This is a genomic window from Streptomyces sp. NPDC007164, assembly GCF_040634135.1.
GTDB lineage: Bacteria > Actinomycetota > Actinomycetes > Streptomycetales > Streptomycetaceae > Streptomyces > Streptomyces sanglieri.
Genome location: NZ_JBEYFB010000010.1, coordinates 185,240 through 208,357 on the forward strand (window position 1 = coordinate 185,240; position 23,118 = coordinate 208,357).

Sequence of the window (23,118 nt, forward strand, 5' to 3'; positions counted from 1 at the left end):
CCCGACCCGCGCCGCCCCCGCCCCGGAGGCCGCCGTAGCCGCGGCCGAGGCCGCCATCCGTATCGAAGCCGCGCTGACCGGTCCGGGCGCCCCGTTCGCCGTGGTTCGGGTGGAGGACGGGGTGCACGCCGGGTCGCTCGTGTACGCGGACGGGCCCAGGACGCTCCGGGAGTTCGTGGAGACCACCTGGGCCTTCGGGGACCGGCCGTTCCTGGTCTCGGGGGAGCGTGATTACTCGTACGCGGAGTTCTTCGCCGCCGCTTCCGCGCTGGCCTGCCGGATGGCCGAGGTGTACGGGCTCCGCCCGGGGGACCGGGCCGTCGTCGCGATGCGGAACCACCCCGAGTGGCAGATCGCCTTCTGGGCCGCCCAGCTGGCCGGCCTGGTCGCCGTACCGCTCAACGCCTGGTGGACCGAGGACGAGTTCACGTACGCGCTCGACGACTGCGGGCCCCGGGTGCTCCTGGTGGACGGGGAACGGCTGCCCAGGATCGCCGGGTGGGCGGCCGGGAACGGGGCGCGGGTGGTCGTCTTCCACGGGGAGCAGGCGGTCCCGGACGGGGGCGAGGGGGCCGGGCGGGTCGAGCGGTACGAGGATCTGCCTGCGGCCGATCCACTCGCCGCGCCCCCCGAGGTCGAGATCCGGCCCGAGGACGACGCGACGATCATCTACACCTCCGGCACCACCGGCCGGCCCAAAGGTGCGGTCGCCACCCATCTCGCCCAGGTGGGAGCGGTGCTCAACCCGCGGTTCCACGCGGCCGCCTCCGCGCTCGGGCGCGGGATCATCCCGGGGCAGGGGCCCGCCCCGGTGTCGCTGCTGACGTTCCCGTTCTTCCACGTCGCCGCGTTCACCGGCTTCTACGCGGCGATGGCGGCGGGCGGCACCCTCGTGCTGATGCGGAAGTGGGACGCCGAGGAGGCGCTGCGGCTGATCCGCGAGCACGGTGTCACCCACTACGCCGGCGTCCCGGCGACCGCGCTCCAGCTGCTCGCCGCGGCCGAGCAGGCGGGCGACGGGCTGGAGAGCCTGCAGATGCTGAACACCGGCGGGGCCGCCGCGCCGCCCGATCTGGTCGCCCGGCTGACCGCCCGGCACGGCGACCGCATCGAACCCCGCAACGGCTACGGCCTCACCGAGACCAGCGGCGGCGTCCTGGCGAACTTCGGCGCCGAGTACCGGCTCCACCCGGGCAGCGTCGGCCGCCCCACCCCCACCACCGAGGTGCGGATCGCCGGGCCCGCGGGCGAGGCGCTGCCCGAGGGCGAGGTCGGGGAGCTGTGGCTGCGCGGTCAGTCCCTGGTCCGCGGTTACTGGCGCGACGAGGCGGCGACCGCGCGCGCGTTCACCGACGGGTGGTTCCGGACCGGCGATCTCGCCGTGGTGCGGGAGGGGCGGGTCACCGTCGTCGACCGGATCAAGGACATGGTGATCCGCGGCGGGGAGAACGTGTACTGCGTCGAGGTCGAGGCCGTGCTGCACGACCACCCGGACGTCGAGGACGCGGCGGTGCTGGGGGTGCCGCACCCGGTCCTGGGGGAGGAGGTCGCCGCGGTCGTGTGCCTGCGGGCCGGTGCCGCCGTCACCGTCGAGGAGCTGCGGGCGCACGTCGGACGCAGCCTGGCCGCGTTCAAGGTCCCGGCCCATGTGCTCGTACGGGAGGAGCCGCTGCCCCGGAACCCGACCGGGAAGATCCTCAAGCGCGAGCTGCGCGGACCCGTCGAAGCGGAGCTCCGGGGTGAGTGAGGGGAAGCAGCGCGTGGTTCTGGACTGAGGGGCCTCTGGGGCCTGGGAGATCTGGGATGTTTGGGGCGTCGGGGGCGTCAGGGGCGGGTTATACGGACCCGGTAGTTTCCCTTCTTGTCCTTGTCGACCACGGATATGCGTATCCCGTTGGTCCGGTCGGTGAAGGTCTCGCCGGGCTGGAACGGGGCGTCGGACAGCTCGGCGTGCACATTGGGCAGCCGGGTGCAGCCGGTGCTGCCCTTGGTGCTGTCCGCCACGGAGACCGGGCCCTGCCCGGTGTCGATGTCCGAGCTCACCTTGTAGATCAGTACGCCCGGCCGGCAGATGGCCTGGTCGTTGCCGGCCTGGGTCCGCACCTCCACCGCGTAGCCGGACTCGCCGCTCAGCGGTATGAACGCCAGCTTGGTGCCGCCTTTGGTGGCCAGGGGGCCGAGCACGTGGTCGCTGGTGCCGGAGCGTGCGGCGCAGCTGATCTGTTTGTTGTCCAGCCAGCCGAGCTTCCACTTGTGCCAGCCCAGCAGGTCGTTGTTGGCCCCCCAGTCCTCGGACATGATGTCCCAGTGCCCGACCGAGCCGCCGCCCTCCATCGTGTAGAGGTCGGGGAGGCCGAAGACATGGCCGTTCTCGTGGGGCAGGACCCGGTAGCCGGTCTGTTTGAACGAGCCCGAGCCGTCGTCCTGGTGGCTGTAGATGAAGGACGTGTTGGCGAGGGGAACACCGTCGCCCTTCGGTGCGTCGTCGTTGCCGGAGAAGGTCACGGACAGGACGGTGTCCAGGGCGGAGGGGCCGGCGTTCGGGGTGACCAGGATGTTGACCAGGTCGTACGCGGCGAAATCCACCTTCGGCTCGGCGGCGGTGGCGATGTCCTGGACGAGGTGGCGGTAGCCCGGTTCGTACGGTGAGCCGCGGTCTATTCCGTACCCCGAGAACGGCAGTGGCATCCGCAGCCAGGACTTCAGCGGGGTGTCGGGGACGTAGGTGAGGCGGCCGTACGATCCGGTCCGGAACCAGTCGGTGGTCTGCGGGAAGAATTCGGCGTACCGGTCCATCGCCTTGCCGGCCCCCGGTGCGTCGGGGAAGTCGATCATCAGGTTGAGGGCGCGGACCCTGCCCGTGGAGCGGGCGTAGCCCTCCGGGGTCGGCATGCCCTCCGACATCTGTACGCCCATGGTCGCCGGTATCCGGCACGAGGCTATGCCTGCGGAACGGGCGGTGGCCACCGGTCCTGCCGAGGCCCGGCTGGCTATCGGAAGAGTGCTGCTGGCGGTGGCCATCGCGGCTATGACCAGGGCTGTTGCGGAGGCGAGTGCGATCGGGCGGCGGTGGCTGCGTATCCGGTGGCGGGGCTTTTGCATAGAGGCGCCTCGGGGTCCGCGGCAGTCGGCCGACCCTGACTGCGCTCTGCGGATCAGCCTGTTGCGGGTGGTGCGGTGCCGCTCGTTGGGTGCGCCGTTCGGCTGGTTTTCCCGTTCAGGAATGTGGCTCAGGTCACAGCACGATGAGGAAATAACCGGGGAGTCGTTCCCCGTTTGAATCGGTGTCCCCCGCGAACCGGGGAGATGGTCCCCGGTTGTGGGAGCTTGCATCCCGGAGACGGGAGAGCGGTGACCGGGTGACCGGAGGCCGGAGAGTGGTGACCGGAGGTCGGTGACCGGTGACCGGTGACCGTCACAGCAGGTGTGGTGGAAGAAGCGGAAACAGAAGGAGGCCGTCGTCGTGGAGACCGTCAGCCGCATTGCCGCCGGAGCGGCGCAGCCCCGGGCGCCCCGTCCGCGGGCCGACGCGCTGCGCAACCGGGGGCGGATCGTGACGGCCGCGCGCGAGATGTTCGTCGAGTTCGGGCCCGATGTGCCGCTCGACGAGGTCGCCAGGCGCGCCGGCGTCGGCAACGCCACCCTCTACCGGAACTTCCCCGACCGGGCCGCACTGGTGCACGAGGTCGTGCTCGCGGTCACCTCCCGGACCACCGACCGCGCGGAAGAGGCGGCGGCCGAGGAGGCCGACGCCTTCGCGGCGCTCAGCCGCTTCGTGCACGCGGCGGCCGACGAACGGATCGGGGCCCTGTGCCCGATGCTGTCCGGCGGCTTCGACAAGGACCATCCCGAACTGCTCGCCGAGCGCCGGCGCCTCGAAGAGGCCGTCGAGGGGCTCGTGGCGCGCGCCATGTCCGCGGGGCGGCTGCGCACCGACATCGCCGTCGGTGACGTACTCGTCGCCCTCTCCCAGCTCACCCGTCCACTGCCCGGCACCGGCTGCCTGGACATCGACCGGTTCACCCACCGCCATCTACAGCTGTTCCTGGACGGACTGCAGGCCCCGGCCCGGTCCGAACTGCCCGGAACGGCGGCGACCTTGGAGGACCTGCGGCGCCGGCCATGACATCCGCGCCGGGCTCCTGAGCCAGGGGCCGCGCGGCGCGCCCGCCACGCCTTGAACATTCCTTTCACCGACCGCCCGTCCAACGTCTTCCCTTTACCGGCGTTTCGTCCCGGTTCACGAATCTCTTCGCGCCCTCGCGTGCCTGCGTGTGCGTGCGCGTCCTTAGGTGGGTACCTCCATGCCAAAAACAGCCGATATCCGACTCCCGGACCCCAGCCGCTGGAAAGCGCTGGCGTTCATCGCCCTCGCGCAGCTGATGGTCGTGCTCGATGCCACGATCGTGAACATCGCGCTGCCGCACGCCCAGACGGCCCTGGACATATCCGATGCCAACAAGCAGTGGGTCATCACGGCGTACGCCCTCGCCTTCGGCGGGCTGCTCCTCTTCGGAGGCCGGATCGCCGACCTCTGGGGCCGTAAGCGGACCTTCGTCGTCGGCCTGATCGGCTTCGCGCTGGCCTCCGCGCTCGGTGGCGCGGCGCAGAACCAGGCGATGCTCTTCGGCTCCCGCGCGCTCCAGGGCGTCTTCGGCGCGCTGCTCGCGCCCGCGGCCCTGTCGCTGCTCGCCGTGATGTTCACCGATGCCAAGGAGCGCGCCAAGGCGTTCGGCATCTACGGCGCGATCGCCGGTGGCGGCGGCGCCGTCGGGCTGATCCTCGGCGGCTTCCTGACCCAGGCGCTGAACTGGCGCTGGACGTTCTTCGTCAACATCCCGTTCGCGATCGTCGCGGCCGCAGGCGCGTACTTCGTGATCCGTGAGCCGGCCGGCAGCCGCAACCGCGCCTCGCTCGACATCCCGGGCGTGGTCCTGTCCGCGCTGGGTCTGGTCTCGCTGGTGTACGGGTTCACCCGCGCCGAGTCCGCGGGCTGGTCGGACGGGCTGACCATCGGCATGTTCGTCGCCTCCGCGGTGCTGCTGCTCTCCTTCGTCCTGATCGAGTCCAAGGTCAAGTCGCCGCTGCTGCCGCTGCGCGTCCTGCTGGACCGCAACCGCGGTGGTGTCTACCTCTCGCTGGGTCTGGCCGTCATCGCGATGTTCGGGCTGTTCCTCTTCCTGACGTACTACCTCCAGGTCGTGAAGGGCTACTCGCCGATCAGGACCGGCTTCGCCTTCCTCCCGATGATCGCGGGCATGATCACCGGCTCGACGCAGATCGGCGCCCGACTGATGACCCGGGTTCCGGCGCGCAAGCTCATGGGCCCCGGCTTCCTGGTCGCCGCCGTCGGCATGCTGCTGCTGACGCAGCTGGAGATCGGCTCCTCCTACGTCGGTCTCATCCTGCCCGCGCAGCTGCTGCTGGGGCTGGGCATGGGTACGGCGTTCATGCCGGCCATGTCGCTGGCCACCCATGGCGTCGAGCCCCGGGACTCGGGTGTCGCGTCGGCGATGGTCAACACCTCGCAGCAGGTGGGCGGCGCGATCGGTACGGCGCTGCTGAACACCATCGCCGCGTCGGCCGCGACGGCGTACGCCTCCTCACACACCGCGCTCGGCGCCAGGAACCCGGAGCTGCTGAAGCTCCAGTCGATGGTGCACGGCTTCACCGGCGCCATCTGGTGGGCCGTCGGCATCCTGGTGGCGGCCTCCGCGATCGCGGTGACCTTCATCAACGCCGGCCGTCCTTCGGCGGGCCCGGCGACCGGAGGCTCCGGTTCGGGTGAGTCCGATGGGGTCGAGGACGAGTTCAAGGTCCCGGTCGTCGCCCACTGAACGGCCGTGCGTGACGTGTGACATGGCTGTGCCCCGGTCCCGCTTCGGCGGAACCGGGGCACAGCCATGTCGCGGTGCGGGTGTGCGCGGGCGAGCGGGCGGCTCAGCGCAGCCAGGGCAGGTCCGCGTCCGTGCCCTCCGGCTGCAGACCGGCGGCGACGACCTGCATGATCTCGCCCAGCGAGCGCACCTGCTCGGGTGTGAGCCGGTCGAACATCGCCTGGCGTACGGCGTCGACATGGCCCGGTGCGGACCGGCGCAGCATCTCGAAGCCATCGTCGGTGAGGACCGCGTTCTGGCCACGCTTGTCGGACGGGCAGTTCTCGCGGCGCACCCACCCGCTCTTCTCCAGCCGCGCGACGGCGTGCGAGAGCCGCGAGCGGGTGATCTTGGCGTCCTTGGCCAGTTCCGTCATCCGCTTCTGGTGGCGGGGGGCCTGGGAGAGCTGGACGAGCAGTCCGTAATAGATGTGCGGCATGCCGGCATCGCGCTGCAACTGGCGGTCGAGGTGGTCCTCCATGAGCGTGGTGGCGTGGAGGTACGCGCGCCACACGCTCTGCTCTTCGTCGGAGAGCCAGCGCGGCTCGCCGGTGGATGCCGTGGTCATGTACTCCACTGTACGACCTTTTCTTGAAAGTTGAACTAGATAGAGCTAAGGTCTCCGGGGGAAGGAAGCTTGAAGATTAAAGAACCCTTCCTTCTCAAAAAAGCGCCTGTAGAGGCCTCGGCAGAAGCCTCAGTAGAAGACTTACCCGGATCAGCAGCGGATGGGGAGTGCCATGACAGTCACCGCGGAGCGCATGCCCGCCCTCTACCTTTCCCACGGCGCCCCGCCGCTGGCCGACGACCCGGTCTGGCCCGGCGAACTGGCCGCCTGGTCCGCCGGCCTGCCCCGCCCCCGCGCGATCCTGATGGTCTCCGCGCACTGGGAGGAGGCTCCGCTGGCGCTCGGCGCCACGGAGACGGTCCCACTCGTTTACGACTTCTGGGGATTCCCCGAGCACTACTACCGGGTGCGGTACGACGCCCCGGGCGCACCGGAGCTGGCGGAGAGCGTACGCAAGCTGCTCCGCGGCGCCGGTACGCCGGTCCAGGACATACCGGACCGCGGGCTCGACCACGGGGCGTACGTCCCGCTCGTGGAGATGTTCCCGGGCGCGGACATTCCGGTACTCCAGATCTCCATGCCGACGCTGGACCCGCAGAAGCTCATGGACATCGGGCGCAAGCTCGCGCCGCTGCGCGACGAGGGCGTCCTGATCGTCGGCAGCGGCTTCTTCACCCACAACCTGGCCGCCCTGCGGCATGCGGGCGGCATCCCCGGCTGGTCGGCGGAGTTCGACGACTGGGGGAACCGGGCGCTCCGGGCCCAGGACATCGACGCGCTGCTCGACTTCGAGAACAAGTCCCCGGCCGGCCGGCTGGCCCACCCGCGCACCGAGCACTTCGCACCGCTCTTCGTGACGCTCGGCGCCTCGGAGGGCGAGCTGGACCGGGGGCGCAGCGTCATCGACGGGTTCTGGATGGGACTCGCGAAGCGGTCGGTGCAGTTCGGCTGAGTCCGGCGCCTGCCGCGCGCCGTGGGGCAGCGGGTGTCGCACGGCCGGTGGGGGTCGCAGGGCCGGTGGGCGCTACGGGGCCGGTGGGGGTTACAGGGCCGGTGGGTTCAATTCGATGGAGCGCAGTGCGGCGGCGAGGGCCGTCTCGTCGCCGATGTCCAGCGCGGTGTCGGTGAACTTGATGGTGTGATCGTCGCCGTGTGCCGCCGCCCGTGCGAACAGTTCGTCGGCGGAGGCGGCCGCCGGTGTGTACGGAACGGCCTCGGCCGGGCTGTACGCGGCGGTGACCGCGGCGCTCGCCGCCCACGCGGCCCCCAGGCTCGGCACCCAGAGCGCGCGGGGGAGCGCGGGCAGGGTGCGCAGTACGGCGTTGGGCGCGGTCGCGGCGTGCACCAGCATGATCGGCTCGCCGTGCCCGTGCGTGGCGAACCGGTGGGTCGCGGCCCGCACCAGCTCCGCCAGCCGGTCCCGCGCCTCGTCCGGGTCGTCGGTGAACCGCTGCGGCCACACCGGGAACTCGGTGAGCTGCGCCAGCCGGTCCCGGATCCCGCCGTCCTGCTCGGGCACCGGCGGCACGGCGTCCAGCGCTGCCGCGGCGGTGGGTGCGGGGGCGAGTGGGGCCAGCACGGGCAGCGGCTGGTGGCGGGCGGCCCAGTAACCGAGGCCGTGGGCGAGTTCGGTGATCCGGGGCGCGGTCGCCTCGCCGGTGAGCAGGGTGCGTACGGAGTGGCCGACCCGGATCACGGGGTGGGTGGCGCCCGCCGCGATGCCGGGGAGCAGTCGCGGCCACCACTCGACGAGGACGTCCCGCCAGGGGCGCTCGGCCGTCTCCCGCTCGAAGTACTCCGTCCAGTCCGCGATCCGGCGCGGGTCACCGAGGGCCTCGCGCCAGTTCTCCGCCGTCACCCGGGCCGCGGTGTCCGGCATGTCCTCCAGCTTGTGGCCGTAGTGGTCGAGCCAACGGTGGACGGCCGGTGCCTGGCCGTGCCGGACCAGCGCCTCGACGGCCATGGGGCCGTGATTGCTCAGCCAGCCGTTGCGCTCGGGGCCCGAGCCGTGGAGGCGCTCCAGCGCCTCGTCGAGCGTGCCGGTGGCGTCGTCCATGATGGCCGCGCTGTACGTGGTGGCCGTGCTGCCCGCGGTGGTGGCGGCCGTGCGGTCCGCGCCGGTCGTGCTGTCCGTGGCGGCCGTGCTGTCCGCGGCGGGGGCGTTCGTGTCCGTCGTGCCGGCCGTGTCCGTCGTGTTGTCCATACGGAACGACGCTAGGCGCGGAGCCCCTGCCGCGTAACGGACCGCGGAACCAGACCGGAGCCGGCCGGGACCTAGGGCTGCGGCCCCAGTCGCCTCTCGTACCAGGCCACGTCCCAGTACGTGCCGAACTTCCGGCCCACTTCGGCGTACGTACCGACATGGCGGAAACCGAAGCGCTCGTGCAGCCGGACGGAGGCGTCGTTGGGCCGGGTCACGCCCGCGTACGCGCGGTGCAGGCCCTCGCCGGCGAGCGCCTCGAACAAGGCCGTGTAGAGGAGCGTGCCGATGCCGAGGCCGGTGGCCCACGGGGCGCAGTACACGCTCACCTCGACGGAGGTCGAGTACGCCGCCTTGGGGCGGAAAGCGCTGCTGGTGACGTATCCCAGGATCGAGGCGGGGCCGACAACCCGGACATCCTGAGCAACCAGAAGGCGGTGCGGGCCGTCTTCAGGGTGGGAACGCAACCACGGCAGCCGCTGTTGAGGAATGAAGGGGGTCGTGTCGAATGTGACCGTGGTCTCACGCACGTAATGGTTGTAGATGTCCGTGAGTGCCACCAGATCACCCTCGATGCCCGGCCTGACCTGCACTTCTGCCCGGCTCACCGGCATGCGCACCCCCTCGTGGCGGCACAGGGTACTGCATGATCGCGAAAATGAATGCCAGGCGTGGGAATTCTGTCCGGATTCCAGTCGTTGTTTCCATCGGATGCAGGGCACCCGGAAGGGTGTCGCGACCTACTCAGCAAGGGAGCACGCATGGCAACCCGTGCCGTCGCCCGTCGTTCGTCCACCACCGGTGGGACCAGCCGGGCAAGCAGCGTTCGCGCCGCGGGCGGGGAGATCGCCGATCGCGACCTGGTCGGCATGTACCTGGACGAGATCGCGCGTACGCCGCTGCTCGACGCCGCGAAGGAGGTCGAGCTGTCGCAGACCGTCGAGGCGGGCGTCTACGCCCGGCAGATACTCGACGGCTCGGTGGACAGCGAGGCCGGCGGAGCCACGCGCGAGGAGCTGGAGGCGCTGGTCGCCGACGGCGAGCGCGCCAAGGACGTATTCATCCGCTCCAACCTCCGGCTCGTCGTTGCCGTCGCCCGCCGCTATCCGCGGGCCGGGCTGCCCCTGCTCGACCTGATCCAGGAGGGCAACGCGGGCCTGGTGCGCGCGGTCGAGAAGTTCGACTACGCCAAGGGCTTCAAGTTCTCCACGTACGCGACCTGGTGGATCCGTCAGGCCATCACCCGCTCCATAGCCGACCAGTCCCGTACGATCCGGCTCCCCGTCCACCTGGTGGAGGAGCTCGGCCGGATCCGCCGGGTGCAGCGCGAGTTCAACCGTGAGCACGGCCGTGAGCCGGAGCACGCGGAGATAGCGGCCGAGCTGGACTCCACGCCGGAGCGCGTGGGCGACGTGCTGGACTGGGCGCGTGACCCGGTCAGCCTCAACATGTCCGTGGACGACGAGGGCGAGACCCAGTTCGGCGATCTGCTGGAGGACACCTCCGCGGTGTCGCCCGAGCAGTCGGTGATGACGCTGCTGCGCAGCGAGGAGCTTGAGGACCTGATCGGCAAGCTCGACAACCGCACGGCTTCCATCATCCGTATGAGGTACGGCATCGAGGACGGCCGCGAGCGGACCCTCACCGAGGTGGGCAAGCAGCATGGCCTCACCCGCGAGCGGATCCGGCAGATCGAGAAGCACGCACTGCTGGAACTTAAGCGAATGGCCCACGACACGGGTTTTGACGCTGCGGCGTGAGCCTTCGTCCAGTAACCTCCGAAATAGGTCGCTTCGCGTGACCCCCCAGAGCTGAGTCCCGGCGCCCACCCCCCCCTGGCGCCGGGGCTCATTCTTTTGCCCCGGTGCCGGCGGGGCGCCGGGGCGAGGGCGCCGCCGCGCGGGTCAGGGCGTCGCCGCGCGGGTAAGGCGGGCGCCCAGATCGCTCAGGTACTCCACCATCTGCGGCGGGCCGTGCACGGTGAAGTCGCAGTCCACCAGCGCCAGCCGGAGCGCCACCCACTCCAGCGAGTCCGCCAGCACCGCCCGCAGCCGGCAGCTGTTCTCGCCGGTCCGCTCCAACGGGCCGATCGCGGCCGGCAGCCGCGCGGACACGAAGTCCGCCGGGGCCGCGAAGCTCACATCGACCGCCAGCTCCGGCTGCCGACGGGCGATGGAACCGGCGAGAAACCTTGCCGCGTCCCCCGTCGGCAGCGCACGCGGGGTGAACCGGGCGCCGGTGGCGAACGGCTCGCTCACCCGGTCGACCCGGAACGTACGCCAGTCCGCGCGCCCCAGGTCGTACGCGACGAGGTACCAGCGCCACCCCGTGCTCACCAGGCGGTACGGCTCGGCCTCGCGCCTCGACTCGGCGCCGTCGCCCGCCCGGTACGCGAACCGCAGCCGCTCCTGGCCGGTGACCGCGGACGCCATCACGGTCAGCGTCCGCGGATCGATGGTCGAGCCGTCGCCGCGGGTCAGCGGCATCGTCGCGTTCTGCAGCGTCGAGACCCGGTGGCGCAGCCGGGACGGCAGCACCTGCTCCAGCTTCGCCAGCGCCCGTACGGACGCCTCGTCCACCCCCTCGATGGCGTGCCCGGCCCCCGCCCGCAGGCCCACGGCGATGGCCACCGCCTCCTCGTCGTCGAGGAGCAGCGGCGGCATCGCGGTGCCCGCGACCAGCCGGTAGCCGCCGATGGAGCCGCGCGAGGCCTCGACCGGATAGCCGAGCTCGCGGAGCCGGTCGATGTCCCGGCGGATGGTGCGCGGGCTGACATCGAGCCGCTCGGCGAGCTCGCTGCCCGGCCACTCGCGGGGTGTCTGGAGGAGCGACAGCAGATTCAGCAGTCGTGCCGGGGTGTCGGTCATGGGCTCAGCCTTCTGCCTGGGTGCCGGTCCACTGCCCGGATGTGTGGGGTGTCGGTCGCCTCGTGCGGGGTGTCGGTCGTCTCATCAGGATGCCCATCCATTGGGTCATGAGCTGACCTAATGACTGTTTAGTTTCTTCATATGACTTCTTCCGCACCTCTGTCGTCCCCGGCATCCGGGCCCGCGGTGTCTTCGGACCCGTCGGACCGGCGACGCTGGTTCGCACTCGCCATCGTCATGACCGCGGCCTTCATGGACCTGGTCGACGTCACGATCGTCAACATCGCCATCCCGAGCATCCAGGAGGACACCGGCGCCACGTTCAGCTCGATCCAGTGGATCACCGCCGGCTACGCCCTGGCCTTCGCGGCCGGGCTGATCACCGGTGGCCGGCTGGGTGACATCTACGGCCGCAAGCGGCTGTTCCTCATCGGCATCGGCGGCTTCACGCTGGCCTCCGCGCTCTGCGGTTTCGCCGTGAACCCGGAGATGCTGGTCGCCTCCCGCATCCTCCAGGGCGGCACCGCCGCGCTGATGGTTCCGCAGGTGCTGTCGATCGTGCACGCCACCTTCCCGGCCCACGAGCGCGGCAAGGTCTTCGGCCTCTTCGGTGCGATCGTCGGCCTCGGCGCCGTCTCCGGCCCGCTGCTGGGCGCGCTGCTCACCGAGTGGAACATCGCCGGTCTCGAATGGCGGCCGATCTTCCTGATCAACCTGCCCGTCGGCATCGCCGGACTGCTGCTCGGCCGGAGGTTCATCACCGAGTCCAAGGCCCCGAAGGCGCTCCGGCTCGACCTGATCGGCGTCGTCCTGGTGACACTGGGCATGCTGATGCTGATTTACCCGCTGACCCGTGGGCGTGAGCTGGGCTGGCCGGTGTGGGGCTACGTGTCGATGGGCGGCAGCCTGCTGGTGTTCCTGGCCCTGGTGGTGTTCGAGCGGTCGAAGGCACGCAAGGACGGTTCGCCGCTGGTCGAGCTGTCGCTGTTCCGGGTCAAGAGCTTCGCGGCGGGCATCGCGGTGCAGCTGACCTTCGGGATCGGGCTCGGCATCTTCTTCCTGGTCTGGACGCTCTACATGCAGATGGGCCTCGGCTGGAGCGCGCTCCGGGCCGGCACGACCGGTGTGCCGTTCTCGATCGCCGTCTCGGTCGCCGCCGGGATCTCCGTGCAGAAGCTGGTGCCCCGGTTCGGCCGCAAGGTTCTCCAGGCCGGTGCGGCGCTGATGGTCGCCGGACTGCTGATCTACATCTGGGAGTCCGACCGGTACGGCATGGGCATCACGTCCTGGCAGATGATCCTGCCGCTGGTGGTCATGGGCACGGGCATGGGCCTGATCGTGGCGCCGCTGACGGACATGGTGCTCTCCGAGGTGCCGAAGGAGCACTCCGGTTCGGCCTCCGGGCTGATCAACACCGTGCAGCAGATGGGCAACGCGCTCGGCCTCGGGCTGGTCGCGGTCGTCTTCTTCGGCTCGATCGACGACCGGCTGGCGCCGCCGCAGGTGGGCCCGGCGTTCGCGGAGGCGTTCCAGCACTCGCTGTGGTGGGTGGCCGGGGTGCTCGCGGTGATCTTCCTGGTGATGTTCGCGCTGCCCGCGCGGCCGCAGCGGCAGGTGGAGGGCGGCGACGAGACCGGGGACGCGGATACGAGCGCGGCTGCGGGCGTGGGAGCTGCGGGCGTGGGAGCTGCGGGTGTGGGCGTGGCCGGGGCGAGCGGCTCCGATGTCGTGAAGGAGCCCGCGCTGACCTCCTGATCGACCCCTCCGGGTTTGCCGGGAACGCAGGTGCCCGCCACCCGAACGCAGATGCCCGCACCCCTCGGGGTGCGGGCACCTGCGCGTCCGCGTCGCTGTTCGCGTTGCTGGCTGCGATGCCGTCCGCGTCGCTGGCTGGGTTGCTGTCCGCGTCGGCCGTCCGGGGTCAGCAGATGCGGGTACGGCTCTCCATGGCCCCGCGGGCGGTGTCCTCGTCGCCGTAGACCTCGCACATGTGGCGACCGTCCGGTGTGGCCGTGTGCTCGACCTCCCACAGGCTCGTCTCGCTGCCGTCGAGAAGCAGGAAGGCGTGCTCGTAGAGGGTGAATCCGGCATCCCGCCCGTCCACCTGGCACTGCCGGCCGAAGACCTGGGTGATGTGGTGGGCGAAGGCGGCACGCAGCAGCCGGGCGGTCTCCTCGCCGGGGCCGTCGCTGTTCTCCGCGCGACGCAGGACGCGGCGGGCGTGGTCGGCGGAGTTGTCCGGGGCGTACATCCGGGGCAGTGGGGCCGGGGGAGCCGCCATCAGGACCGTGAGTATTTCCAGGTCGGCCTGCGGCCCGTCGTCCCCGAACACCGGGACCTCACCGAAACTGCCGGTCAGCCTGGCGGCGGCGACATGGGCGTCGGCCTCGTCGTCGTACAGCTCGTGGTGCCTGAGATCGGGCTCCGTGCGGGAGTGCGGGCCGACCGCGCTGCGCGGGCCTCCGTGCACCAGTTCCCAGAGGGAGAGGGCGGTGCCGTCGGACAGCAGATACGTGTGCCGGTAGGTCTCGCGGTGGAGTACGGAACTGTGGTGCGAGGAGTGCAGGGAACTGCTGTGGGCGAGCGCGGTACCGAGTCTCTCGACCGTGCTGTCGGGCAGGTCGAAAGAGTTGAGTGCCCGTCGCAGGAGTCGCTCGAGGTGCTGCTCGGTTGTCTCGTACGGATCGCTCAAGGTGCTGTCTCCAGGCCGTTGCCGCGTGTTACTTGCTGCGTGCTTAACGTAGTCCCTGGGTCCGACATCGTGACCGGGGTTCAGGAAAACGTATGGCGCACGCAGATGGTTCCTGGCGGTTCGTCCGAACTTCCTTACCCCGCAGGCGAGTCGGGCTCCGGGGTGCTGCCCGCCGAGGGCCGCGGGGCGGGCGGCGGTATGTCGTAGAGATCGCCGTACGAGAGGTAGCGGCCGCCGGGGCGGCCGTCGACGCTCCGAGCTGCGCGGACGGCCTTCACGATGGCGCGCGCGAGCACGTCCGCGCCGGCCGCCAGCAGGTCGTTGAGCGCGCTCGGATTCCGCGGATCCAGCGGCCGCTCGCCGGTGGCCAGCGCGAAAACGCTGTCCCCGTCGGTGAGCAGATGTACGGGACGGACGGCGCGCGCCAGCCCGTCGTGCGCCGTACCCGCGAGCTTCTGCGCCTGGGCCCGGGTGAGGTCGGCGTCCGTCGCGACGACGGCGAGCGTGGTGTTGAGCGGGGGCCGTGCGTTGGCGTCCCGCTCCTCGGCGAGCCGCTGCTCCGCCGCGCGGACGACCCCGGGCGCCGGGTACACCGGCGGTTCGGCGGCGCCGTACTCCCCGTACGGCACCCCGGTACGCGGATCGACCACCGAGCCCGCCGCGTTCACCACGACGAGCGCCCCCACCGTGATCCCGGAGGGCAGCAGAAGGCTCGCCGTGCCCACGCCGCCCTTGAGCTGCCCGGCGACCGCGCCCGTACCGGCGCCCACGTTTCCCTCGGAGACCGGCGCCCCCGAGGCGGTGGCCGCCGCGTCCTCCACCGCCGCACGGCCCGTCGAGGCGTCGGGGCGGGCCCGCCAGTCGCCGCCCCGTCCCAGGTCGAAGACGCACGCGGCGGGGACCACCGGCACCACCTGCGCCGGATCGGGGCCGACCCGCACCCCGCGCCCCTGCTCCTCCAGCCAGGCCATCACCCCGGACGCCGCGTCCAGGCCGTAGGCGCTGCCGCCCGTCAGGACGACGGCGTCGATGCGCTGCACCAGATTCCGCGGATCGAGCGCGTCCGTCTCCCGGGTGCCGGGACCGCCGCCCCGTACGTCGACGGCCGCGACCGCACCTCCCTCGGGGGCGAGGACGACGGTGGTGCCGCTCAGCGCGCCCTCGCCCGGCACCTGCGCATGGCCGACGCGCAGCCCCGCGACATCGGTCAGCGCGTCGAGCGGCCCGGCGGAAGGGACTGTCGGATTCTGAGGTTTCCGGGGCTTCCGGGGCTTCCCGGGTTCTTCCGTCACTGCTTGCTCCTCACCGAGTGCTCATCGCCGAGTGCTCCTCACCACGCGCTCTCACCACGTGCTCTCACCACGTGCTCTCACCACGCGCTCCGTACCGAGCGGGGCACCGGGTGGGCCACGGGCTGAGCCGTCGCCGTCCGTCGGCCCGGCAGTCCGTGGCTCCGGTCGCCCGTCGCGCTCACCCGGCCGGGGCCGGGCGCCGGGACAGCACCGCCCCCACGGTCACGGCCGCCGCGGCGACCAGACCGGCCGCGAACACCGCCCACTCGCCGGCGAACGTGCAGGCCAGGATGGCCAGCGCGGCCACGGGGAGGGTCAGTTGCTCCGCGAGGTCGCGCTTGAAGTGGCGGGCGTGCAGTGTCCACACCGCCAGCAGGAAGAGCGCGGAGGGAATGGTCACCGCGGCGGCGGCCACCGTGTCCGAGACATGCGCCTTGCCCACGGCGTGCTCCACCGCCACCTCGATACCCGCGCCGATGGCGGCCGCGGAACCGAAGATCAGGTAGTGCCCGTATCCCCAGACGAACGCTTCCCTGCTGCCGCGCAGGTAGTCATGGATCGGCACGGCGAAATAGATCCACCAGGCGGAGAAGACGATCAGCAGCCCGCCCGCGGCGATCGGCAGCAGCTCACCGAGCGCGTCGTGCTCGTCCACCGCCTCCTGGACGGCGACCGTCGCCGCCGCGATCGTCTCGCCCAGCACGATGATCGTGAACAGTCCGTACCGCTCGCTGATGTGGTGCGGATGCCAGCTCGTCGAGCGGTCGCGCTCGGCGATCGCCGGAACGGACATCTCCGCGAGGGCGAGCACGACGAAGGCGGCGGTCCGGACCGGGCCCGAGTCGGCAGGCAGGAACAGCATGGCGATCCAGCCCAGTTGCACCACCGTGATCCCGACGGCGTACCGCAGCGCGACCCGCCGCTCGGCACCCTCGGTGCAGTGCGCGGCGCGCAGCCACTGGCTGGTGAGCGCGAGCCGCATCACCACGTAACCGATGACGACGACCGTCCAGTCGCCCGCGTCGAAGGCGCGTGGCACCCCGGCGGCCAGGATGAGCACACCGGTGATCTGGACGAGCGTGACGACGCGGTACAGCGGGTCGTCCGTGTCGTAGGCCGAGGCGAACCAGCTGAAGTTGACCCAGGCCCACCAGATCGCGAAGAAAACGGCCGCATAGCTGCCGACTCCGGTGAGGGCGTGGCCTTCGGCGACGGCATGCACCAGCCGTGCGCCCGCCTGGGCCACGGCGACTACGAAACACAGGTCGAAGAAGAGTTCCAACGGGGTCGAGGCGCGATGTTCCTCGGTGCGGCTGCGAGCCATCATTACGGGCATGGAAGCCAGCACACCAGACGGGGAACGGCCACGCTGAACGGGGCATGCCCCGGATGGACGATCGGGCTCACCCGGCCGGGCCGTAAATCAGGACCAACCGTCAGATACCACCCTACGGTGACGGGGTGACCGAGCCGCCAGAGCCCTCCGACGCAGCCGCGCAGCCCGCCCCCGGTGCACGTACCGGCTCCGCCGAGGCACCCGGCCCCACTGGCCCGGCCAGTCCCACCGGCCGCGCCGGCCCCGCTGGACCCGCCTGTCCCGCAAGCCCTGCTGGGCCCGCTGGACCCACAGGTCCCGCAGGTCCCACCGGTCCCGCAGGAGCGGGGCGGGAGGCCGCCGACCCGCCGCCCGCCGGGGCCCGCTCCGTCACCGGCCGGGCGACCGCGGCCGGTGTCATCGTCTCCGCCCTCCTGATCCTCGCGATCGTGCTCGGCAGCCGGCTGCTGGAGAACTTCGACTCCGCCCTCCTCCCGTACGCCGTCGCCACCGTCTTCCTCGCCTTCGGCGTCGCCTACCGCTACACGGTCTGGGTCTCCGCCCCCGGCGCCCGACGGCTGTTCAACCAGGGGTGGCGGAGCTTCTTCTCGGTGGCCAACTTCCGCAAAGCTCCCACCGCGCTGCCCCGGATGATCGCCACGTACCTGGGCTTCCAGAAATTCCTCGGCGCCCGCTCGCACGCCCGCTGGGCCGCCCACCAGCTGATCTTCTGGGGCTGCATCCTCGCCGCGCTGATCACCTTCCCACTGACCTGGGGCTGGTTCACCTTCACCTCCGGCACCGGCTCGGGGCCCGGCTACGAGATGCGTATCTGGGGCTTCAAGATCATCGGTTTCGACTCCCTGGACGTCCTGGGCTGGCTGATGTTCCACGGTCTGGACATCGCCGCCGTGCTCGTCATCCCCGGCGCCTCGTACTTCCTGTGGCGCCGGATGAAGGACCGCGGCGCCATCACCGGCCAGCGCTTCGCCTATGACCTGGTCCCGCTGATCGCGCTCATCGTCATCTCCGTGACCGGTCTGCTGCTCACCTTCTCGTCGATCTTCCTGCACGGTGGCGGATACGAATTCCTGGCGGTCCTCCACATGGTGTCGGTGGTGTTCACCCTCATCTACATCCCGTTCGGGAAGTTCTTCCACATCGTCCAGCGCCCGGCCGCGGTCGGCATGCAGCTGTTCAAATACACCGCCCGGCAGGACCAGGAGGTCTTCGCCTGCCGCCGCTGCGAGGAGCCCATCGACACCGGGCCCTACGTCGAGAACCTCCGCGGCACCATGCGCGACCTCAGCCTCGACTTCGACGAGTGGGCCGAATACTGCCCGCGCTGCAAGCGGGTGCTGCGTGGCAGTGCCTATCTCTCCCACGTGAAGAAGGGCTTCAAGTGACTGCGGATCCGCGAGCGGCCGACCCCCGTACGGCCGTCCCGCTCGACCCCTCCCTCGCCCCGCCCGGCACCCGGGCCTTCCGGGACGCGGGCGGGATCCCCGCCGACCGGTGGCGCGCCGACCAGGACGGCGAGACGCTCGTCCCCACCCACTGCTGCTTCTGCGGGGTGCAGTGCGGGATGTATCTGCGCGTCGACCGCGGCGGCAAGGTCTTCGGCGTCGAACCCCGCAACCACGACATCAACCGGATGCGACTGTGCCCCAAGGGGATCAACGCGTACCAGCAGGTCAACCACCCCGACCGGCTCACCGCCCCGCTGATGCGCCGCTCCCGCGACGAGGACTTCCGCGAGGTCTCCTGGGACGAGGCCCTGGACTTCACCGTCGCCGAGATCAGGCGCATCCAGCAGAGCCACGGGAACGACGCCTTCGGGCTGCTCGGCGGCGCCAGTCTCTTCTCCGAGAAGACCTATCTGGTCGGCAAATTCGCCCGGGTCGCGCTCAAGTCCCGGCACGTCGACTACAACGGCCGGCTCTGCATGGTCAGCGCCGCGGGCGCCAACAAACTCGCCTTCGGCATCGACCGGGCCGGCAACCCCTTCTCCGACATCCTGCTCACCGACTGCCTGCTGATCGCGGGCTCCAACGTCGGCGAGTGCTTCCCCGTGATGACCCAGTACGTGTGGGGAGCCCGGGACCGCGGTGCGAGCCTGATCGTCGTCGACCCGAGGGAGACCGCGATCGCCCGCACGGCCGACATCCACGTCGCCCTCAAACCCGGCACCGATTCGGCCTTCTTCAATTCCGTGCTGCACGTGGTCGTCGAGGAGGGCCTGACCGACGAGGCCTATCTCGCCGCCCACACCACCGGCTGGGAGGAGGTGAAGGCCAAGGTGGCCGAGTATCCGCCGTACCGGGCCGCCGAGATCTGCGGCATCCCCGTCGAGCAGATCACCCAGGTCGCCCGCGCCTTCGCCCGCGCCCCCAAGGCCATGGCCTGGCACGCCCGTGGCATCGAGCACCACTCGCAGGGCGTCGAGAACTGCCTCAGCGTGATCAACCTCTGCACCGCCACCGGCCACATCGGCAAGCCCGGGGCCGGCTACGGCACCATCACCGGCCAGGGCAACGGGCAGGGCGGCCGTGAGCACGGGCAGAAATCCGACCTCCTGCCCGGCGGCCGCTCGATCATGAACGAGGAGCACCGCAGGCAGATCTGCGAGATCTGGGGCATCGAGGAGTCCGAACTCCCGCCCGCCGGCACCTCGATGATGGAAATGGTCTGGCAGATGCAGCGCCGCGAGATCCGCGGCCTGATCGGCATCTGCAACAACCCCTTCGTCTCCCTCCCCAACTACAGGGTGGTCAAGGAGGGGTACGACGCCACAGAATTCCACGCTCAATTCGACTTCTTCCTTTCCGAGACCGCTGCCAACGCACATGTCGTCTTTCCCGTCACCACCTGGGCCGAGGACGAAGGCGTGATGGCCAACGCGGAGGCCCGGGTGGTCAAGCACAACAAGGCCCAGGACCCGCCGCCCGGCGTACGGACCGACACCTGGGTGATGTGCGAACTCGCCAGGCGCCTCGGCGCGGGCGACAAATTCGCCTTCGCCGACTCCCGCGCCGTCTTCGACGAACTGCGGACCGCCTCCGCCGGCACCGTCAACGACTACTACGGCATCACCTACGAACGGCTGGAGGAGACCGGCGGAATCGCCTGGCCCTGCCCCACCACCGACCACCCCGGCACCCCCCGGCTCTTCGAGGACGGCAGGACCTACCACCCGGACGGCAAGATCCATCTGCAGGTCGTCGAATGGCACCCGCCGATGGACCCGTACGACGACGAGCACCCCATGTCGCTCACCACCGGGCGCACCGTCGCCCACTTCCTCTCCGGCAACCAGACCCGCCGTCTGGGCGCCCTCGTGGAACAGACCCCGCGCCCCTGGGCCGAACTCCATCCCTCCCACGGCTTCCGCAACGGCGAACCGGTCCGCGTCGTCACCCGGCGCGGCAGCGAGGTCTTCCCCGCCCTGGTCACCGAGGCGATCCGCCCCGACACCGTCTTCATCCCGTACCACTGGCCCGTCCCCACCGCGGCCAACGCCCTCACCATCGACGCCCTCGACCCCCGCTCCAAGATCCCGGAGTACAAGGTGTGCGCCTGCCGCATCGAGCACGCCGAGAAGATCGACGACGTCCCCGCACCGCCTGTCGCACCCGGCCAGGTCAGCTACCCGGAGACCCAGGTCTCGCGGACCGACCCGCTGCCGCCCACGGCCCCCCAGGGGCGTGGCACCTCGGAGAGGAGCTGACCGCCCCATGATGGGCAGAACGATTTTCATCGACCCGGGGCGCTGCATCGGCTGCCAGGCCTGCGTCTCCGCCTGCCGGGAGTGCGACTCGCACCGCGGCAAGTCGATGATCCACCTCGACTACACCGACGAGGGCCAGTCCGTGGCCTCCCTTCCCACTGTCTGCATGCACTGCGAGGACCCGGTCGCCCCGTGCGCCGAGGTCTGCCCCGCCGACGCGATCCTGGTGACCGCCGACGGTGTGGTGCAGCAGGCCGACACCACCCGCTGCATCGGCTGCGCCAACTGCGTCAACGCCTGCCCCTTCGGCGTCCCGAAGATCGACCTCCAGGCGAAGCTGCAGATGAAATGCAACCTCTGCTACGACCGCACCGCCTACGGCCTCGCCCCCATGTGCGCGACCGTCTGCCCGACCGGGGCGCTGTTCTACGGGACCGTCGAGGAGCTCCAGGCGGAGCGCCCCGGCGTCCAGGTTGCCGACACCTTCAGCTTCGGCCGGAGCGAGGTGCGCACCGGCGTGGCCATGGTCGTTCCTGCCGACCGGATGCAGTGGCCGGTGCCCGGCGGCCTTCCCGTCGTCGAGATCAACGGGAAGGACGTCCGCCGATGAGCGTCACCGACCAGCCGCCCTCCGGCGATCCGCGCGAAGCCCTGCACGACCGGATCGCCGTCGACTCCCTCACCACCCGGCGCGACTACCTCCGGATCGTGACGACCGTCTCCGGCGGGCTCGCCGTCGGCGGGCTCGGGGTGGCGGCGGGAATCCTGCCGCGCCACGGCGACCCCGACGACGACAGGACCCCCTCGCCGAAGAGGATCGCCGGCCAGCTCCTGCCCGGTGAGTCCGTCGCCTTCCACTACCCGGACGAGGAGGACAAGGCGGTCGCCGTCCGGCTCGACGACGGCACCCTCGTCGGCTACTCCGCGATCTGCACCCATCTCGCCTGTGCCGTGCTCTGGCGCAAGGACCGGGGTTCCCAGGGCGAGCTGTACTGCCCCTGCCACGAAGGCGTCTTCGACGCCCGTACCGGAGAGGTCACCGCCGGGCCGCCGCCGCGTGCGCTGCCCAAGGTGGTGCTCATCGAGCAGGCCGACGGCAGCATCTGGGCCATCGGTACGACGCGCTCGGGCGAGAGCGTCGAGCAGGGGCTGTGCCGCCGGTTCCGAGCCGACCGCCCGGACCTCGCCTCCCGCATCGGCTGTCCCGCCGTCAAGGGCGGCGGCGCGGAAGGCCCTGCGGCCGCTGAGCCGGGGACCGCCCGGACCGGGGCCCGGACCGAGGCCCGGACCGGGGCCGAGACCCCTGGCAGGCGGACATGAGCGACGCCCCGCAGTCCCGGAACCCGGAGCCCCCGGAGTACCACCCGGGAAGTGCTCGTCCCGAACTCAACCGGCCGGTCCACGAGCGCTATCCGCAGATCCGTGCCACAAGCGGCTACGGCGACCCCCGGGTCCGCCACACCGGCCCCGGGCCGGGGGCCGGTACCGACCAGGAGCCCGAGCGGTCCTCGAAACTGACGGCCCGGCTGGCCCTCGCCATGACGGTGGTCATCGGCCAGCTCTGGGGACTGACCGTCATCATCGACGCATGGATGGAGGGCAACACCGGCACGGCCTGGTGGGGTGCCGGCTTCCTGTGTCTGTCGTTCCTCGTCGTCCTCGGGCTGTGGCTGATCGACCCGAAGGACCGCTGACCGCCGCCGTACCCTTGACGTATGAGCACCGCCCCCGCCCCCGGCCCGCGCGATTCGAAGCCCTCCCGGCCGGACCGGCCGAAACCGAAACCGGCTCTGACCTTCGACGATCCGCTGGACCAGCAGTCCGCGGACGATACGGACCAGGGGTGGGGCGAGCGGGCCCCGGCCGGTGGCAGCGCCGCCGATCTGGCGCGCTTCCTCGACGAGAAGCCGCCCCACCACATCTGATTTCCCGCCCCGTGGTGGTCCGGCGGCGTTGCCGCCGGTTCTTCCGCTGCGCGTCGCGCTACTCGTCGTGACCCCGGCCAGGGGTCTCGCCGGTCTCGCCCGCCGGGCCGCCGCGCTGCGAGACAAGGGCGTCGCGGATCTCCTTCAGCACCTCCAGCTCGCTCACCTCCAGCGTCTCCTGCACCCCGTCCTTCGCAGCCTGCATCGCCGCCCGCTTGGCCAGGTACTTGGCCATGGGCAGGACCATCAGGAAGTACACGACGGCTGCCGTGATCAGGAAGCTGAGGGTGGCGCTGAGCACCGAACCCCACAGGATCCGGATGCCCTCGGTCGCCTCGCCCGTCTTCGGGTCCGTGACGCAGGGGCCCTTGAGGCAGGAGCTGTAGCTCTCCAGGTCCTTGGTGCCGAACGCACCGACCAGCGGGTTGATGACTCCCTTGACGACCGAGTTCACGATCTGGGTGAACGCGGCACCGATGACGACAGCGACCGCGAGATCGATCACGTTGCCGCGAGTCAGGAAGGCTTTGAACCCTTCCAGCAGACTGACCTTTTTCTCGCTCACAGGTGAGCCTTCCTTCGCGTGTGCTGTAGGCGGAGCAAACTCCTCCGCAACTTACGGCAGTACGCGTTGAAACCACCCAATTCTGAGGTTT

21 protein-coding genes are annotated in these 23,118 nt (G+C 70.8%); 12 read left to right on the forward strand and 9 right to left on the reverse strand.

The window, feature by feature from the left end:
• Positions 1 to 55 precede the first annotated feature (55 nt).
• Positions 56 to 1,747: a class I adenylate-forming enzyme family protein gene (locus ABZ622_RS16435; RefSeq protein ID WP_360543642.1), complete on the forward strand. Its 1,692-nt coding sequence runs from the start codon at positions 56 to 58 to the stop codon at positions 1,745 to 1,747.
• A 77-nt stretch (positions 1,748 to 1,824) separates the two neighbouring features.
• Here ABZ622_RS16435 and ABZ622_RS16440 read toward each other — a convergent pair whose 3' ends face one another.
• The gene (locus ABZ622_RS16440) at positions 1,825 to 3,102 is read right to left on the reverse strand and encodes a M6 family metalloprotease domain-containing protein (RefSeq protein ID WP_360543595.1); all 1,278 of its coding nucleotides are present in this window, start codon (positions 3,100 to 3,102) and stop codon (positions 1,825 to 1,827) included.
• A 361-nt stretch (positions 3,103 to 3,463) separates the two neighbouring features.
• Between ABZ622_RS16440 and ABZ622_RS16445 the strand changes: the two genes are divergently transcribed.
• Positions 3,464 to 4,126, forward strand: coding sequence for a helix-turn-helix domain-containing protein (locus tag ABZ622_RS16445; protein WP_360543597.1), 663 nt, complete (start codon positions 3,464 to 3,466; stop codon positions 4,124 to 4,126).
• A 178-nt stretch (positions 4,127 to 4,304) separates the two neighbouring features.
• A complete protein-coding gene (locus ABZ622_RS16450) occupies positions 4,305 to 5,837 on the forward strand; it encodes an MFS transporter (RefSeq protein WP_360543599.1) in 1,533 nt (510 codons plus the stop codon).
• A gap of 103 nt (positions 5,838 to 5,940) precedes the next feature.
• Here ABZ622_RS16450 and ABZ622_RS16455 read toward each other — a convergent pair whose 3' ends face one another.
• Positions 5,941 to 6,453: a MarR family transcriptional regulator gene (locus ABZ622_RS16455; RefSeq protein WP_360543601.1), complete on the reverse strand. Its 513-nt coding sequence runs from the start codon at positions 6,451 to 6,453 to the stop codon at positions 5,941 to 5,943.
• Between the two features lie 163 nt (positions 6,454 to 6,616).
• Between ABZ622_RS16455 and ABZ622_RS16460 the strand changes: the two genes are divergently transcribed.
• Complete coding sequence (locus ABZ622_RS16460) at positions 6,617 to 7,396, forward strand: class III extradiol ring-cleavage dioxygenase (RefSeq protein ID WP_360543603.1); 780 nt, start codon at positions 6,617 to 6,619, stop codon at positions 7,394 to 7,396.
• Positions 7,397 to 7,486: 90 nt separating this feature from the next.
• Here ABZ622_RS16460 and ABZ622_RS16465 read toward each other — a convergent pair whose 3' ends face one another.
• Positions 7,487 to 8,500 (reverse strand): questin oxidase family protein, encoded by a 1,014-nt coding sequence (locus ABZ622_RS16465; protein WP_360543644.1) that lies wholly within the window; start codon positions 8,498 to 8,500, stop codon positions 7,487 to 7,489.
• A 218-nt stretch (positions 8,501 to 8,718) separates the two neighbouring features.
• The gene (locus ABZ622_RS16470; RefSeq protein ID WP_360543605.1) at positions 8,719 to 9,258 is read right to left on the reverse strand and encodes an N-acetyltransferase family protein; all 540 of its coding nucleotides are present in this window, start codon (positions 9,256 to 9,258) and stop codon (positions 8,719 to 8,721) included.
• Between the two features lie 147 nt (positions 9,259 to 9,405).
• Here ABZ622_RS16470 and ABZ622_RS16475 point away from each other — a divergent pair, with 147 nt between their 5' ends.
• A complete protein-coding gene (locus ABZ622_RS16475) occupies positions 9,406 to 10,404 on the forward strand; it encodes a sigma-70 family RNA polymerase sigma factor (RefSeq protein WP_360543607.1) in 999 nt (332 codons plus the stop codon).
• A gap of 144 nt (positions 10,405 to 10,548) precedes the next feature.
• Here ABZ622_RS16475 and ABZ622_RS16480 read toward each other — a convergent pair whose 3' ends face one another.
• Entirely contained in the window at positions 10,549 to 11,511 is a 963-nt protein-coding gene (locus tag ABZ622_RS16480; protein ID WP_360543609.1) for a transcriptional regulator, read from the reverse strand.
• 141 nt (positions 11,512 to 11,652) lie between these two features.
• Between ABZ622_RS16480 and ABZ622_RS16485 the strand changes: the two genes are divergently transcribed.
• Positions 11,653 to 13,266: an MFS transporter gene (locus ABZ622_RS16485; RefSeq protein ID WP_360543611.1), complete on the forward strand. Its 1,614-nt coding sequence runs from the start codon at positions 11,653 to 11,655 to the stop codon at positions 13,264 to 13,266.
• A 166-nt stretch (positions 13,267 to 13,432) separates the two neighbouring features.
• Here ABZ622_RS16485 and ABZ622_RS16490 read toward each other — a convergent pair whose 3' ends face one another.
• From ABZ622_RS16490 to ABZ622_RS16500, 3 genes are all read right to left on the reverse strand, one after another.
• A complete protein-coding gene (locus ABZ622_RS16490; protein ID WP_360543613.1) occupies positions 13,433 to 14,203 on the reverse strand; it encodes a DUF6227 family protein in 771 nt (256 codons plus the stop codon).
• Positions 14,204 to 14,337: 134 nt separating this feature from the next.
• Entirely contained in the window at positions 14,338 to 15,414 is a 1,077-nt protein-coding gene (locus tag ABZ622_RS16495; protein WP_360543646.1) for a P1 family peptidase, read from the reverse strand.
• A 259-nt stretch (positions 15,415 to 15,673) separates the two neighbouring features.
• Complete coding sequence (locus ABZ622_RS16500) at positions 15,674 to 16,831, reverse strand: low temperature requirement protein A (RefSeq protein ID WP_360543615.1); 1,158 nt, start codon at positions 16,829 to 16,831, stop codon at positions 15,674 to 15,676.
• A gap of 125 nt (positions 16,832 to 16,956) precedes the next feature.
• Here ABZ622_RS16500 and ABZ622_RS16505 point away from each other — a divergent pair, with 125 nt between their 5' ends.
• Genes ABZ622_RS16505 through ABZ622_RS16530 form a run of 6 tightly spaced genes read left to right on the forward strand, consistent with a single transcriptional unit; the run spans position 16,957 to position 22,462 of the window.
• A complete protein-coding gene (locus tag ABZ622_RS16505) occupies positions 16,957 to 18,216 on the forward strand; it encodes an MFS transporter (protein ID WP_360543617.1) in 1,260 nt (419 codons plus the stop codon).
• Positions 18,213 to 20,537, forward strand: a complete 2,325-nt coding sequence (locus ABZ622_RS16510; RefSeq protein WP_360543619.1) for a molybdopterin oxidoreductase family protein — start codon at positions 18,213 to 18,215, stop codon at positions 20,535 to 20,537. The genes ABZ622_RS16505 and ABZ622_RS16510 overlap by 4 nt, the downstream gene beginning before the upstream one ends.
• A gap of 7 nt (positions 20,538 to 20,544) precedes the next feature.
• On the forward strand, positions 20,545 to 21,147 hold the full coding sequence (locus ABZ622_RS16515) for a 4Fe-4S dicluster domain-containing protein (protein ID WP_266915294.1): 603 nt from the start codon (positions 20,545 to 20,547) through the stop codon (positions 21,145 to 21,147).
• Positions 21,144 to 21,857, forward strand: a complete 714-nt coding sequence (locus ABZ622_RS16520; protein ID WP_360543621.1) for a Rieske (2Fe-2S) protein — start codon at positions 21,144 to 21,146, stop codon at positions 21,855 to 21,857. The genes ABZ622_RS16515 and ABZ622_RS16520 overlap by 4 nt, the downstream gene beginning before the upstream one ends.
• Positions 21,854 to 22,231, forward strand: coding sequence for a hypothetical protein (locus tag ABZ622_RS16525; protein ID WP_360543623.1), 378 nt, complete (start codon positions 21,854 to 21,856; stop codon positions 22,229 to 22,231). Before ABZ622_RS16520 ends, ABZ622_RS16525 begins: the two co-directional genes overlap by 4 nt.
• Before the next feature lie 21 nt (positions 22,232 to 22,252).
• Positions 22,253 to 22,462, forward strand: a complete 210-nt coding sequence (locus ABZ622_RS16530) for a hypothetical protein (protein ID WP_266915297.1) — start codon at positions 22,253 to 22,255, stop codon at positions 22,460 to 22,462.
• 58 nt (positions 22,463 to 22,520) lie between these two features.
• On the opposite strand, the gene ABZ622_RS16535 is transcribed toward ABZ622_RS16530, so the two are convergent.
• Complete coding sequence (locus ABZ622_RS16535; protein WP_360543625.1) at positions 22,521 to 23,027, reverse strand: MscL family protein; 507 nt, start codon at positions 23,025 to 23,027, stop codon at positions 22,521 to 22,523.
• Positions 23,028 to 23,118 lie beyond the last annotated feature (91 nt).